This is a genomic window from Massilia phyllosphaerae, assembly GCF_034659755.1.
Classification (GTDB): domain Bacteria; phylum Pseudomonadota; class Gammaproteobacteria; order Burkholderiales; family Burkholderiaceae_D; genus Telluria; species Telluria phyllosphaerae.
Genome location: NZ_JAXSQX010000004.1, coordinates 385,036 through 398,833, shown reverse-complemented (window position 1 = coordinate 398,833; position 13,798 = coordinate 385,036). Strand labels below are relative to the sequence as shown.

General features: G+C 65.2%; 10 protein-coding genes. 6 read left to right on the top strand and 4 right to left on the bottom strand.

The window, feature by feature from the left end; genetic code table 11:
* Window positions 1-148 precede the first annotated feature (148 nt).
* The 4 genes from U1H99_RS17560 to uraH all read right to left on the bottom strand — a co-directional run bounded on the left by U1H99_RS17560 (window position 149) and on the right by uraH (window position 4,223).
* Window positions 149-1,717 (bottom strand): methyl-accepting chemotaxis protein, encoded by a 1,569-nt coding sequence (locus U1H99_RS17560; RefSeq protein ID WP_323143007.1) that lies wholly within the window; start codon window positions 1,715-1,717, stop codon window positions 149-151.
* A 75-nt stretch (window positions 1,718-1,792) separates the two neighbouring features.
* The gene (locus U1H99_RS17555) at window positions 1,793-2,200 is read right to left on the bottom strand and encodes a hypothetical protein (protein ID WP_323143006.1); all 408 of its coding nucleotides are present in this window, start codon (window positions 2,198-2,200) and stop codon (window positions 1,793-1,795) included.
* 11 nt (window positions 2,201-2,211) lie between these two features.
* Entirely contained in the window at window positions 2,212-3,459 is a 1,248-nt protein-coding gene (locus U1H99_RS17550) for a hypothetical protein (protein ID WP_323143005.1), read from the bottom strand.
* Between the two features lie 410 nt (window positions 3,460-3,869).
* The gene (gene uraH / locus U1H99_RS17545) at window positions 3,870-4,223 is read right to left on the bottom strand and encodes a hydroxyisourate hydrolase (RefSeq protein WP_323143004.1); all 354 of its coding nucleotides are present in this window, start codon (window positions 4,221-4,223) and stop codon (window positions 3,870-3,872) included.
* A gap of 109 nt (window positions 4,224-4,332) precedes the next feature.
* Here uraH and puuE point away from each other — a divergent pair, with 109 nt between their 5' ends.
* The 6 genes from puuE (at window position 4,333) to U1H99_RS17515 (ending at window position 13,202) form a co-directional block, all read left to right on the top strand.
* Window positions 4,333-5,301: an allantoinase PuuE gene (gene puuE / locus U1H99_RS17540; RefSeq protein ID WP_323143003.1), complete on the top strand. Its 969-nt coding sequence runs from the start codon at window positions 4,333-4,335 to the stop codon at window positions 5,299-5,301.
* A 115-nt stretch (window positions 5,302-5,416) separates the two neighbouring features.
* Window positions 5,417-6,961 carry a xanthine dehydrogenase small subunit gene (gene xdhA, locus U1H99_RS17535; protein WP_323143002.1) on the top strand — a complete coding sequence of 515 codons (1,545 nt, stop codon included), beginning with the start codon at window positions 5,417-5,419 and terminating at the stop codon, window positions 6,959-6,961.
* A 10-nt stretch (window positions 6,962-6,971) separates the two neighbouring features.
* Entirely contained in the window at window positions 6,972-9,350 is a 2,379-nt protein-coding gene (gene xdhB / locus U1H99_RS17530) for a xanthine dehydrogenase molybdopterin binding subunit (RefSeq protein WP_323143001.1), read from the top strand.
* Between the two features lies 1 nt (window position 9,351).
* Window positions 9,352-10,353, top strand: a complete 1,002-nt coding sequence (gene xdhC, locus U1H99_RS17525) for a xanthine dehydrogenase accessory protein XdhC (protein ID WP_323143000.1) — start codon at window positions 9,352-9,354, stop codon at window positions 10,351-10,353.
* Complete coding sequence (guaD, locus tag U1H99_RS17520; RefSeq protein ID WP_323142999.1) at window positions 10,353-11,678, top strand: guanine deaminase; 1,326 nt, start codon at window positions 10,353-10,355, stop codon at window positions 11,676-11,678. Before xdhC ends, guaD begins: the two co-directional genes overlap by 1 nt.
* Before the next feature lie 21 nt (window positions 11,679-11,699).
* Entirely contained in the window at window positions 11,700-13,202 is a 1,503-nt protein-coding gene (locus U1H99_RS17515) for an adenosine deaminase (protein ID WP_323143268.1), read from the top strand.
* Window positions 13,203-13,798 lie beyond the last annotated feature (596 nt).

The window sequence follows — 13,798 nt, the reverse complement described above, 5'->3', positions numbered from 1 at the left end:
GCAGAGCTACGCCGCATCAGGCCGATTCTATGACATGGGGAGGTGGCTTGCAAGTTTGTACAGAACCGGCGTGTGCCGGCGATGTATTTATATTAGTGGTGGTACGTCGCCCCTGCCTGCGCAGGGGCGACGGCGCATCAGCTACAGCTTAGGTCAGCGCAAGCGCAGTGCGTCGATTCGACGCGCCAGCCGGCACCCGCGCATCGTCCAGCTTGAACACCGCCAGCGCCCCCGATAACTGTCCGGTCTGGTCGGTCAGCGATTCCGCCGCCGCCGACGCCTGTTCCACCAGTGCCGAGTTCTGCTGCGTCATCTGGTCCATGTCGTCGATCGCGACGCCGATCTGCTCGATGCCCTCGCTCTGGCGCTGGCCGGCTTCGCTGATCTCGGCCATGATGTCGTGCACCTTGCGCACCGAGGTCACGATCTGCTCCATCGTGACGCCGGCCTGGTCGACCAGCGCGGTGCCGGCATGCACCTTGGCCACCGAGTCGCCGATCAGTTCCTTGATCTCCTTGGCGGCCGTGGCCGAACGCTGGGCCAGCGAACGCACTTCGGAGGCCACCACCGCGAAGCCGCGTCCCTGTTCGCCGGCGCGCGCCGCTTCCACCGCCGCGTTCAGCGCCAGGATATTGGTCTGGAAGGCGATACCGTCGATCACCGCAATGATCTCGACGATCTTGTTGGCCGAGCTGTTGATGGCACCCATGGTCGAGACCACGTTGCCGACCACTTCGCCGCCGCGGGTGGCGATGTCGGTGGCCGAGACCACCAGCTGGTTGGCCTGGCTGGCATTGGCGGCGTTCGCGCGCACGGTATCGGTCAGCGCTTCCATCGCGCGCGCCGTGTTTTCGAGTCGGCTGGCCTGGGATTCGGTGCGGCTGGCCAGGTCGGCATTGCCGCTGGCGATTTCCGAGCTGGCCACGGCGATGGTCTCGGCCGAGGTCTTGATGCCGGCCATCATGGTGGCCAGGCGGTCGCGCATGTCCTTGAGTGCCGCCAGCAGGCTGGTCCCGTCGCCGGCCTCGACGCGGATGTCCATCGACAAATTGCCGTCGGCGACCGCGCGCGCGATCTCGCGCGCATATTCGGGTTCGCCGCCGAGCTGTTGCCAGATGGTGCGCACCACGAACCACGACACGGCGATCAGGGTCGCGATCACGACCAGGGCGGCGATGATGGTGGCGGACAGGGCACGGCGCACGCTCGATTCGCTGCGCGCGATGCCGGCCTTGAAGTTCTGCTGCGCTTGTTCGTTGACCTTGGCGACGTCGGCGTTCAGCGTGCCCAATGCGGTCTGCATACGCGTGACGACTGCCTGCGGATCGCCCTGCTCGAGTTCGAGCATGATCTTCGCGGCGGAGACGGCCGGCGCATAATATTCTTCGAATTCCTTGCCCAGCCGCTTGCCGGTCTCGACCATGCCATCGATCTTGCCGATTTCGGCCACGCGCGTGCGCACCTTGGCGGCCTGCTCGCCAACCTGGGCGATACGCGCCTTGTCGCCTTCGGACACCGCGTCGCGCAAGCCGTTCGTGACGTCTTCGATCTCGGCCGCCAGTGCTTTCGAGACGCCCAGCGCCGGATAGTCGACGCGCTCGGTGGTGCGGATCGAATCCAGGGCAGTGTTCGCGATGCCGGCGCTGATCGCGACCCCGAGTCCAAAGATGATGGTCGAAACGACCGGAAGTGCCCAGATCCTGCGCTTGATGCTCATGGTGTCAACTCCTAATATGAACAAGCCCGCCGCGGCACCGTGAACGATGGCGGCGGGCACAAAACCGATGACGGGTCAGGAAGCGGAGTAGACCACCTTGACCGACGCATCGACCGCGCTCTTGTCGATGTAGCCGATGCCCTTCGGATCGGCCGCGACCGCCTTCTTGACGGCGGCGCTGTCGCCGACTTCCTTCGGCATCGTGGCCTTGCCGGTGAACACCAGCTTGGACCATACGGCCTTGACCTGCGAAGCGTCCTTGTCGGTCACTTTCTTGTAGAACTCGGCGCGTGCCGGGGTGCCGTCCGGCTGGTCGACCGGGGTCATCGCGGTGGATTTACCCAGGAAGAACTGGGCCACCTGGTCCTTAGTCAGCGAGGACTCGGCCGCCTTCGGGTTCACGACCACGACGATTTCGGCCATGGCCGGCAGGGACAGGGCCAGGACTGCGGCACCGATGCTTGCTTTGATCAGTTGTTTCATCGAGGCTCTCCTTAGAACACGAAGTCGACGGCGACGGCACCGACGGTGACCGGACCCCTGAAGCCCGGCTGCACGTTGGTCAGGAGACCGTTGCCGGCGTCAGGATGCACGCGGTCGATCTGCGCTTTCAAGGCCACCGAACGATAGAAATCCCAGCGCACGCCGATGCTGTCGGTGGTCTGCTCGCCCTGGCCGAGGCCGCTGTACTTCAGGCTGCCGACGGCAGTCGACAGCGCACGCACGGTCGCGCCGCAGGCCGCCGGATAGCCGGCCGGGCAAGATGCCGGGACGGTATTGGCGACGGTGCTGTCAATGCTCAGCTTGGCATGGCTGTAGTAGGGCAGGAACTTGCCGAAGCGGTAGCCGGCCATCACGTACCACGCGGTGGTGTCGTTCAGGTAGCTGTCGCTCTTGCGTTTGGCGTATTCGCTTTGGGCGACGATATTGTTCCAGTCGAGGCCGGCGCCTACCGAGGTGAACGAGGCTTTCTTGCGATCCGGCGCCAGCGCGCCGGCCAGCGTGGTGAGCGCCGGGAGGTTGTAGCCGGCACCAGCGGCGCGCAGGCTGCCCAGCAGCGTGTTCAGGGCGGTCTGGTGGTTGACCGAGATCTTGGTGTCGGCGCGGCCGAAGCGCAGGGTCAGCGGACCATGTTCGGCCACCAGGTTGAGGGCCGCCAGGTCGCGTGCTTCGACCTGGGCGCCGCCGTAGACGTCGGCCTTGCTGCGCCCGTAGGCGAATTGCGCGGTGTAGGTAGTGTCGCCGAAGCTGTGCTGCCAGGTAATGTCAGCGCCGTCGAGGTTGTTGAACGGCACCTGCGAATACATCTCGGCCGGCGGACGCAAGAAGGTGTTGGCGTAGCCGACGTTGCGATAATCCGAGATCATGAAGACCGGCAAGCCGACACGGCCGACGCGGATGCTGACGTCGTCCGACACCTTGGCCTTGGCGAAGGCCCAAGTCAGTTCGGCGCCGAAGTCGTCTTCGGCATCCTTGCGTACCAGGCCCTGGCCGGTGAAGGAGAGCCAGCTGTTGACGGTGTAATCGGCTTGCAGGCCGAGGTTGGAGTCGACACCGGTGGTTGGCTGCTTGTCGGCGCCATGGGCCTGGTTCGGACGGCCGAATTCGACATTGTCCTTGTTGATCCAGGTCAGAGCAGCGGTGCCAAAACCGCTGATACGTACCGGGGAGCTATCCTGGGCGTAGGCAGTAGAGACGGCCAGGGGCAAGGCGAGCATGCTCGCGAGAAGGCGTTTTTTCATGAGTGTAGTTTGCTGTTATCGGTTGCAAGATGCGCAAAGGTGTGAGACGCGCAGCGGGTTTCCGAAACTATTGTAGACACTCGGCAATTCTTGCTGCAAGGTAAATGTATGCGAATGTAGATTCAGCGAATTCGTCAAACTTGAAATTGTTGTGCCTAACTGACACTCAACAATTTAAGATTTGGAACAGACAAGAAATGGTGCAGTTCCACCAGTGCGAGGTGGCGTCCGCTTCGGGCCGGCGCGCTTGGCGCGGGGTATCCGCCAGGACGGCCTCGACTGCCTGGCCGGCCGTATAGATGCGTAAACTGCCGATGAGACAAGCACGGATGTCGTACGCATCGGGTGCGCTGCGGGTCGCCTCCTGGAGGATCGCCACGACGACCAATTAACCCATGGGGCTGCCAGTATCAGCTACCTCGATAGGTCGAATACGACCATGGCGTCACCACCAGCGGCACATGGTAGTTCTGCGACACGTCCGCCACCCCGAAGGCGATCGTCACCCGGTCGATGAAGCGCGGGCTGGGCATGGCCACGCCCTGGGCGGCGAAATAATCGCCGGCGGCGAACACCAGTTCGTACTGGCCCGCCTGCAAGCCTTCGCCTTCGAGCAGCGGCGTGGCGCAGCGGCCATCCATGTTGGTGGCGTCGCGCTTGAGCAGGCGGCGCTGGCCGTCCTCGACCAGGTACAGTTCGAGCTGGACGCCGGCGCCCGGCTTGCCCTGAGCGGTGTCGAGGACGTGGGTGCTGAGTTTTCCCATCGTGGAAGATCCTATATGTGGGGGATGAAGGTGCGTATCTCGCCGATGATATACCGATGTCCATCTTGCAATATATGATGAGGCATATATCCGCTTTCAGGGACTGCCCATGAACGATACCGATAACGGTAAACCGAGCAACTATCCGCGCGACCTGATCGGCTACGGCCGCACGCCGCCCCATCCGCAATGGCCCGGCGGCGCGCGCGTCGCCCTGCAGTTCGTACTGAATTACGAGGAGGGCGCCGAAAACAGCGTGCTGCACGGCGACCCGGCCTCGGAAACCTTCCTGTCCGAGATCGTCGGCGCCCAGGCCTTCAACATGCGCCACATGAGCATGGAGTCGCTGTACGAATACGGTTCGCGCGCCGGCCTGTGGCGCATCCTGCGCATGTTCGAGGAACGCGGGTTGCCGCTGACGGTGTTCGGCGTGGCGATGGCGCTCCAGCGCAATCCGGACGCGGTGGCGGCTTTCCGCGAACTGGGCCACGAGATCGCCTGCCACGGCCTGCGCTGGATCTCCTACCAGCACGTCGACGAAGCGACCGAACGCGCCCACATGAAGGAAGCGGTCGACATCATGCGCGACCTGACCGGGGAGGCGCCGCAGGGCTGGTACACCGGGCGCGATTCGCCCAACACGCGCAGGCTGGTGCTGGAACACGGCGGCTTCGTCTACGACGCCGACCATTACGGCGACGATCTGCCGTTCTGGACGGAAGTCGACTTCACCGACGCCAACGGCTGGCACGCACGCCGGCCGCACCTGGTCGTGCCCTACACGCTGGACACCAACGACATGCGCTTCGCCGCCATGCAGGGCTTCAATTCCGGTACCCAGTTCTTCGACTACCTGAAGGATGCCTTCGACGTACTGTATGCCGAAGGCGACCCGAACGGACTGAACCAGCCGAAGATGCTGTCGATCGGCCTGCATTGCCGGCTCGTGGGACGGCCGGCGCGGGCGGCGGCGCTGGCGCGCTTCCTGGATTACGTACAGACCCACCAGCACGTCTGGATCACGCGCCGGATCGATATCGCACGTCACTGGCAAACCGTGCATCCCTACCAGAAATGAAATAGACGCCGCAGCTTGTTTATATTCAATTTTAGATATTTAAAATCATTAAAGTCTTATAATTGAACGGTACCCCAATGTTAATCTCAGAGGCTGGTTTCCACCCGAGGCACCCATGTCCACACCGATCCGATTCTTCTACCGCGGTGCCGTCCACGAAGTGAGCGGTGCGGCGCCGACCCAGACCGTCCTGCAGCACCTGCGCGAAGACCTGCACTGCACCGGCACCAAGGAAGGCTGCGCCGAGGGCGATTGCGGCGCCTGTACCGTGGTGGTCGGGTCGCTGGAAGCGGATGGGCTGCGGCTGAAGGCCGTCAATGCCTGCATCCAGTTCACGCCCACGCTGGACGGCAAGGCCCTGTTCACGGTCGAAGACCTGCAGCAGGCCGACGGTGCGCTGCATCCGGTGCAGCAGGCGCTGGTCGAGTGCCACGGTTCGCAGTGCGGCTTCTGCACGCCGGGCTTCGCGATGTCGCTGTGGGGCATGTACCTGAAACAGGAGGGCGCTTGTGCTGCATCGCGCGCCGAGATCGACGACGCCCTGTCCGGCAACCTGTGCCGCTGCACCGGCTACCGCCCGATCATCGACGCCGCCCGCCGCATGACCGAGCTGCCGCGCGTCGGCTTCGACCGCGCCGCGTTGGCCGACCAGCTGCGCGCGCTGCAACGCGAGGCAGGCACCACATATAGCGCGCACGGCCAGGCCTTCCACGCGCCACGCACGCTGGACGAACTGGCCGCGGCGCGGGCCGCGCATCCGGCGGCTGTGCTGCTGGCCGGCTCGACCGACGTCGGCCTGTGGGTCACCAAGCAGATGCGCGAGCTGCAGGACATCATCTACCTCGGCCACGTAGCCGAGCTGAAAACCGTGGACGAGGTTGACGGCGCGATCGAGATCGGCGCCGGCGTCACGCTGCAGGATGCCTACGCGGCCGTGTGCCGCCACTACCCACGCGAATTGAACGAACTGTGGCAGCGCTTCGCGTCGCTGCCGATCCGCAATGCCGGCACGCTGGGCGGCAACGTCGCCAACGGCTCGCCGATCGGCGATTCGATGCCCTGGCTGATCGCCTTGGGGAGCGAACTGGTACTGCGCGGGCCGGACGGCGAACGCGCCATGCCGCTCGAGGATTTCTATCTCGGCTACCAGCAGAAGGACCTGCGCGCCGGCGAGTTCGTGCGTGCGGTGCGGGTGCCGCTGCCACGCAGTTCTTCCACTTCGGGGCTGGCCTTCCGCACCTATAAACTGGCCAAGCGCTTCGACCAGGACATCTCGGCCGTGTGCGCCGCCTTTGCGCTCGAACTCGGCGCCGACGGGCGCGTCGCCAGGGCCCGCATCGCCTTCGGCGGCATGGCCGCGACGCCTAAACGCGCCGCCGCGGCGGAAGCGGCCTTGCTCGGCCGCACCTGGGACGAGGCCGCCGCCAGGGCCGCGATGGCGGCCCTGGCCGGCGACTACGCGCCGCTGTCCGACATGCGCGCGTCCAGCGCCTACCGCATGCAGGCCGCGCAGAACCTGCTGCGCCGCTTCTGGCTGGAGACGCGGCTCGACAATCCGCTGCCGCCCGAGGCGGTCAATGCATTCGCTGCACATGCGGCGACTGCGGCGGCAACCGCAGCGGCGACTGCGGCGGCAACTGCGCCGACCACCGCGGCTTGAGGAGACGACCATGAACGACGCAGGCACGCCCGTTTTGAACACTGCCGATCTGGCTGCAACCTGGGCCGCGGTCGGCAAGTCGAAGCCGCACGAATCGGCCCGGCTGCACGTGCTCGGCCAGGCCGACTACACCGACGACATCGACGAGGTGCGCGGCACGCTGCACGCGGCGCTCGGCCTCTCCAGCAAGGCGCATGCGCGCATCCTCGACATCGACCTGGCGGCGGTCCGTGCCAGCAGCGGCGTGAAGCACGTCTACACCGCGCGCGACATCCCCGGCACCAACGATTGCGGTCCGATCATCCACGACGATCCGATCCTGGCCGACGGCCTGGTCCAGTACGTCGGCCAGCCGATCTTCATCGTGGTCGCCGACACCCACGACAACGCCCGCCGCGCCGCGCGCAAGGCAGTCGTCAGCTACGACGAGCTGCCGGCGATCCTGACCCCGCAGGCGGCGCGCGCCGCGCAATCGTACGTGCTGCCGCCGATGCGTCTGGCGCGCGGCGATGCCGAAGCCGCTTTTGCAGCGGCGCCGCATAAGGTAAAAGGCGAGCTGTATGTCGGCGGCCAGGAGCAGTTCTACCTGGAAGGCCAGATCGCCTACGCCATCCCGCAGGAAAACGACGGCATGCTGGTGCTGTGCTCGACCCAGCACCCGAGCGAGATGCAGCACGTGGTCGCGCATGCGCTCGGCCTGCATTCGCACCACGTGACGGTCGAGTGCCGGCGCATGGGCGGCGGCTTCGGCGGCAAGGAATCGCAGTCGGCGCTGTGGGCGGCCGCGGCCAGCGTGGCGGCCAAGCGCAGCGGCCGTCCGGTCAAGCTGCGCGCCGACCGCGACGACGACATGCTGGTCACCGGCAAGCGCCACTGCTTCCATTACGAATACGAAGTCGGCTACGGCGACGACGGCCGCATCGTGGCGGCGAAAGTCGACATGGTGTCGCGCGCCGGCTATTCGGCCGACCTGTCCGGACCGGTCGCTACGCGCGCGGTCTGCCACTTCGACAACACCTATTATTTGTCCGACGTCGACATCCGCGCCGCCTGCGGCAAGACCAACACCCAGTCGAATACCGCCTTCCGCGGCTTCGGTGGACCGCAGGGCGCGATCGCGATGGAATACGTGCTCGACGAGATCGCGCGCAATCTCGGCCGCGACGCGCTCGACATCCGCAAGCTGAATTTCTATGGCAAGACAGAACACAACGTCACGCCCTACGGCCAGGTCATCGTCGACAACGTGATCCACGAACTCGTGGACGAGCTGGAGATGACCAGCGCGTACCGCGCGCGCCGCACCGCCATCGACGCCTACAACCGTAGCAGCCCGGTGCTGAAAAAAGGGCTGGCGCTGACCCCCGTGAAATTCGGCATCGCCTTCAACGTCACCCACCTGAACCAGGCCGGCGCGCTGGTGCACGTGTACGTGGACGGTTCGATCCTGGTGAATCACGGCGGTACCGAGATGGGGCAGGGCGTCAATACCAAGGTGATGCAGGTGGTGGCGCACGAGCTGGGCGTGGACTTGCAACGCGTGCGCATTACCGCCACCAACACCAGCAAGGTCGCCAACACCTCGGCCACGGCGGCATCGACCGGCGCCGACCTGAACGGCAAGGCGGCCCAGGATGCGGCGCGCCAGATCCGCGAGCGCCTGGCCGCCTACGCCGCCGGGCAGTATGGCGGCGCGGCCGAAGACGTGCGCTTCGCGGCCGATACCGTGTTCGTGGGCGGCCAGGAAATCCCGTTCGGCGAGCTGGTGGCCAAGGCCTACCTGGCGCGCACCCAGCTGTGGTCGGACGGCTATTACGCGACCCCGGGCCTGTCCTGGGATGCCAAGACCATGACCGGCCGCCCGTTCTCTTACTTCGCCTACGGCGCGGCGGTGGCCGAGGTGGTGGTGGACACGCTCACCGGCGAATGGAAGCTGCTGCGCGCCGACGCCCTGTACGACGCCGGCCGCTCGCTCAATCCCGCCCTCGACATCGGCCAGGTCGAAGGCGCCTTTTTGCAGGGCATGGGTTGGCTGACCACCGAGGAACTGCGCTGGAACGATGCCGGCAAGCTGACCACCCACGCGCCGTCGACCTATAAAATCCCGGGCGTGTCGGACTGCCCGCAGGATTTCCGCGTGCGCCTGTTCGAGAACAGCAACGTCGAAGACTCGATCCACCGCTCCAAGGCCGTGGGCGAGCCGCCGCTGCTGCTGCCGTTCTCGGTGTTCTTCGCGATCCGCGACGCCATCTCCAGCGTGGGCGGGCACAAGGTCAACCCGCCGTTGAATGCGCCGGCGACCTGCGAGGAGATCCTGAAGGCGGTGGCGGCGGTCGAAGCTGCAACGCAAGTCGCAACTTCGCAGGCCACCGTAGCGACGGGCGACTGAAATGGAAGACTGGCTGTCCATCGGTGCCGGCGCCGGCGCGGCCGACGCAACGCGGGCGCCGGCCGTGCTGGTCACCGTCGCCATCGTCGAAGGCTCGGTGCCGCGCGAACCCGGCGCCAAGATGCTGGTCGATGCCGTGCGCCAGTGGGGCACGGTCGGTGGCGGCCACCTCGAGCTGCGCGGCGCCGAGACCGCGCGCGCGATGCTGGCCAGCGGCGAACGGCGGCGCCTGGAACGCTTTCCGCTCGGCCCGAGCCTGGGCCAGTGCTGTGGCGGCGTCGTGCACCTGGCCTTCGAAATGGCCGACCGCGCGCACCTGGCCGGGCTGGCCGCACGTCGCTGCGAGGACAGCTGGCGCCTGGTCGCCTTGGACGGCACACCCGATGCGGCGCTGCTGGATGCCGACGGCCATGTCGTCCACGGCAGCCCGGCAGCCGTACCCGCCTTCGACCGCACCCAGGGCACCCACGTACTGCGCGACGAGACCGGCCGCCGCTGGCTGGCCGACCTGGCCGCCGCCCCGCGTGCCCACCTGATGCTGTTCGGCGCCGGCCATGTCGGCGCCGCCATCGTGCGCGCGCTGGCCGACCTGCCGTGCCGCGTGACCTGGGTCGACGAGCGCGACGACCTGTTCCCGGCACAAATACCGCATAATGTCGTGATCGAGGCGACCGACACCCCGGAAGCACTGGCGCAGCAAGCGCTCGCCGGGACCAGCTTCCTCGTCATGACCCACAGCCACGCGCTCGACCAGCGCCTGGCCGAAACCATCCTCAAGCGTCCCGGCCACGACTGGTTCGGCCTGATTGGCTCCGCCACCAAGCGCATCCAGTTCGAACGCCGCCTGCTCGAACGCGGCGTCGAGCGCGCGCGCCTGGATGCCATGGTCTGCCCGATCGGCGTGCCCGGCATCGAAGGCAAGCTGCCGGCCGTGATCGCCGTCGCCGTCGCCGCCCAGCTGCTGATGGTCTGGGAAGCCGCCGCTTTACAAGAAAGAATCTGATGTCGAATCCAACGCCTACCCCGCAGGCCTACCGTGCGAGCCTGCTGACCTTCCACGCCGATCCGGCCTTTGCCGACGACGCGCACACCTGGATCGAGGACGGCCTGCTGGTCGTCGCCGACGGCCGCATCCAGGCCGCCGGCGACTACGCCACGCTGGCGCCGACGCTGGCGCCCGGCACGCCAGTGGCCGACTACCGCGGCCACATCATCACCCCCGGCTTCATCGACACCCACCTGCATTTCCCGCAGACCGACATGATCGCCTCGCCGGCGCCGGGCCTGCTGCCGTGGCTGGACACTTACACCTTCCCGACCGAGCGCCAGTTCGGCGACCCGGCGCACGCGCGCGCCGGCGCCGAGTTCTTCCTCGACGAACTGCTGCGCAACGGCACCACCACGGCCCTGGTCTACTGCAGCGTGCACAAGGCATCGGCCGAGGCCTTCTTCGAGGCCAGCGCCGCGCGCAACCTGCGCATGGCGGGCGGCAAGGTGCTGATGGACCGCAACTGCCCGGACTTCCTGCAGGACAGCGCCGACCTGCGCGACAGCGAAGACCTGATCCGGCGCTGGCACAACAATGGCCGTTCGATGTACGCGATCACCCCGCGCTTCGCCCCGACCTCGACCGAAGCCCAGCTGGCCGCCACCGGCGAACTGGCGCGCGCCTATCCGGACACCTTCATCCAGACCCACGTCTCGGAAAACCAGGACGAATGCGCCTGGGTCGGCCAGCTGTTCCCGCAGCGCCGCAGCTACCTCGATGTCTATGAACACTATGGCCTGATGCGCCCGCGCGCGATGTTCGGCCACTGCATCTGGCTCGACGATACCGATTTCTCGCGCCTGGCGCAGACCGGCTCGGCGATCGCCCACTGTCCGACCTCGAACCTGTTCCTCGGCAGCGGCCTGTTCGACATGAAACGCGCCGACGACGCCGGGGCGATGGTTGCGCTGGGTACCGACGTCGGGGCCGGTACATCGTTCTCGATGTTGCAAACCATGAATGAAGCGTATAAAGTTGCGCGATTGAAAGGCAGCTACCTCCCGGCTTTGCGCATGTTTTACCTGGCGACGCTGGGCGCCGCCCGCAGCATGGGACTCGAAGGCACGATCGGCACGCTGGCGCCGGGCGCCGAAGCCGACTTCATCGTCCTCGACCGCAAGGCGACGCCCTTGCTCGCGCGCCGTACCGCGCATGCCGGGTCGCTCGAGGAAACGCTGTTCGCGCTGGCCCTGCTGGGCGACGACCGCGCGATCCGCGCCACCTATGCCGCCGGTGCGTGCGTACACGAGAGGTCGCCTGCCTTTACGCCGTCCAACTGACCTAGTCGAGAACACCCCATGATGCAGAAGACCCTGAGCAGCAGTTTGCTGATTGCTTTCGCCACACTGGCAAGCGCCCATGCCGGCGCGCGCAGCAATGCACCGACGGCCAACGAAGCCGCCACCGCGCGCCACTATGCCGCGCTGGTCGCCGGCGAACCGAAGACGGCCGAACTGACCCTGTTCTTCTCGCAGATGCCGAAGGGCGGCGACCTGCATCACCATTACTCGGGCGCGATCTACGCCGAAACCTATGTCGACTTCCTCGACAAGCAGGGCTTCTGCGTCAACAAGCATACCTACCGGGTCGAGACCGACAAGGCCGCGATCGAGGCCGAGCGCGCCAAGGCGCCGGCGGCGCGCAATTGCCTGTCGACGGCCGAGGTGTACGCCGACGACGCCACCTACCGCGAACTGCTGCAGCGCTGGTCGAGCAAGGACTTCGCCAACCACGGTGCGCTGCAGCCGCCGCCGGACCGCCAGTTCTTCCAGACCTTCGGCTATTTCGGCCCGGTCTCGAACGCCAACTTCCACGAAGGCCTGGTCGAGATCAAGAACCGCGCGATCGGGGAAAACGTCAGCTACATCGAGACCATGCTCAAGATGTCGCCCTTCGTCGTCAACAAGGAATTCGACGACCAGGCCTGGAAGAATGCCGACAAGGACGCTGCGCTGGACGCCCAGATGCGCGCCTGGATGAATGCGCTCGATGCCGACGAAGGTTTCAATGCCCGGATCGCCGACTTCGTCGCCAGGATCGACGAAGCCGCCGCCGGCATCGACGACGACAACTTCACCATGCGCTACCAGACCTACGTGCTGCGCCTGCTGAACCCGTCGCAAGTGTTTTCCTCGATGCTGGCCGGTTTCAAGTCGGCTGCCAAGGGCGGCAAGGGTGAAGGCAAAATCGTGGGCGTCAACATCGTCGGCCAGGAAAGCAACATGGTGTCGATGCGCGACTACACGCTGCACATGAAGATGTTCCGCTTCCTGAAGTCGGTCTACCCGGACGTCAAGATCGCGCTGCACGCCGGCGAGCTGGCGCTGGGCGACGTGCCGCCGGAAGGGCTGGAATTCCACATCGACCAGGCCCTGAACATCGCCGGCGCCCAGCGCATCGGCCACGGCATCGATCTGGCGCATGAAGCGAACGCGCCGGCGATCATGAAGACAATGCACGACAAGGATATTCCGGTCGAAATCAACCTGACCTCGAATGCCTTCATCAACGGCGTGCAAGGCGCCAACCACCCAGTCACCCTGTACCGCAAATACGGCGTGCCTTACGTGATCTCGACCGACGATGCCGGCGTGACGCGGCATAACCTGGCGGGCGAATACGTGCTGTTCGCCAGCCGCTACAAGCCGAGCTATGCGGAATTGAAGAAGGCGTCATACAACAGCATCCGCTACAGCTTCCTGGCCCCAAGCGACAAGACCCGCCTGACGCGCCAGCTGGATGCACGTTTTGCGCGCTTCGAAGCCGGCATGGCGGCACTCGAACGCACCAGCGTGAAGCGCTGACAAGCGCTGACCAGCGGGGCAGGGCGCCCCGTTTTTCGCCAGGCCGGCGGCAGCGATGTCGCCGGCCTCGTCATTTCTGCACGCCGAAAACCTGGCAACTGTGCCCGTGCTGCATATGCTTATAAGGGCTCTGTCGCCTTCCCGCTACAAATCCCACACTTTCTCTCACGCTTTGCCTAAAAAACAAGCGAAAAGATTTTCGGGATGTATGCACCGCTTATAATCCCGCCGTGTCATTTCCCTAGGGGAAACGCACTTTGCATGCGTTAAATGCCTATTTTTTCATCAACTTATTCGCGCAAGCTATAAATTTTTGAAGGAAAACGTATTTGTCACGCCCAGAGCCTTCCTGCATATTGGACTTTTGTTAAGTAAAGACAAGACGTAATTTGCAGGAACGTGCTTGTAACGGCTGTGAAATATTAAGCATTTAGAATCGCGTGCGCTGCTTTTGGCTGGTGCATAGGCGGACAGAAATGCACCGAAAAATGGCGGGCTGACAGGATAAAAAGATCGGCGCCTCAGGGCCGCCGGACTAGGGTTGCAGTACTGAGAGAGAAACTTCGGTTTCTAAACACAATTAATAGTCTTTTTGG

What these genes read in the sequence shown, in the direction of transcription:
- xdhC (WP_323143000.1), top strand. Translation starts at nt 9,352, where the DNA reads ATGGAAGACTGGCTGTCCATCGGTGCCGGCGCCGGCGCGGCCGACGCA.
- guaD (WP_323142999.1), top strand. Translation starts at nt 10,353, where the DNA reads ATGTCGAATCCAACGCCTACCCCGCAGGCCTACCGTGCGAGCCTGCTG.
- uraH (WP_323143004.1), bottom strand. Translation starts at nt 4,223, where the DNA reads ATGGGAAAACTCAGCACCCACGTCCTCGACACCGCTCAGGGCAAGCCG.
- U1H99_RS17550 (WP_323143005.1), bottom strand. Translation starts at nt 3,459, where the DNA reads ATGAAAAAACGCCTTCTCGCGAGCATGCTCGCCTTGCCCCTGGCCGTC.
- U1H99_RS17515 (WP_323143268.1), top strand. Translation starts at nt 11,700, where the DNA reads ATGCAGAAGACCCTGAGCAGCAGTTTGCTGATTGCTTTCGCCACACTG.
- puuE (WP_323143003.1), top strand. Translation starts at nt 4,333, where the DNA reads ATGAACGATACCGATAACGGTAAACCGAGCAACTATCCGCGCGACCTG.
- xdhB (WP_323143001.1), top strand. Translation starts at nt 6,972, where the DNA reads ATGAACGACGCAGGCACGCCCGTTTTGAACACTGCCGATCTGGCTGCA.
- U1H99_RS17560 (WP_323143007.1), bottom strand. Translation starts at nt 1,717, where the DNA reads ATGAGCATCAAGCGCAGGATCTGGGCACTTCCGGTCGTTTCGACCATC.
- xdhA (WP_323143002.1), top strand. Translation starts at nt 5,417, where the DNA reads ATGTCCACACCGATCCGATTCTTCTACCGCGGTGCCGTCCACGAAGTG.
- U1H99_RS17555 (WP_323143006.1), bottom strand. Translation starts at nt 2,200, where the DNA reads ATGAAACAACTGATCAAAGCAAGCATCGGTGCCGCAGTCCTGGCCCTG.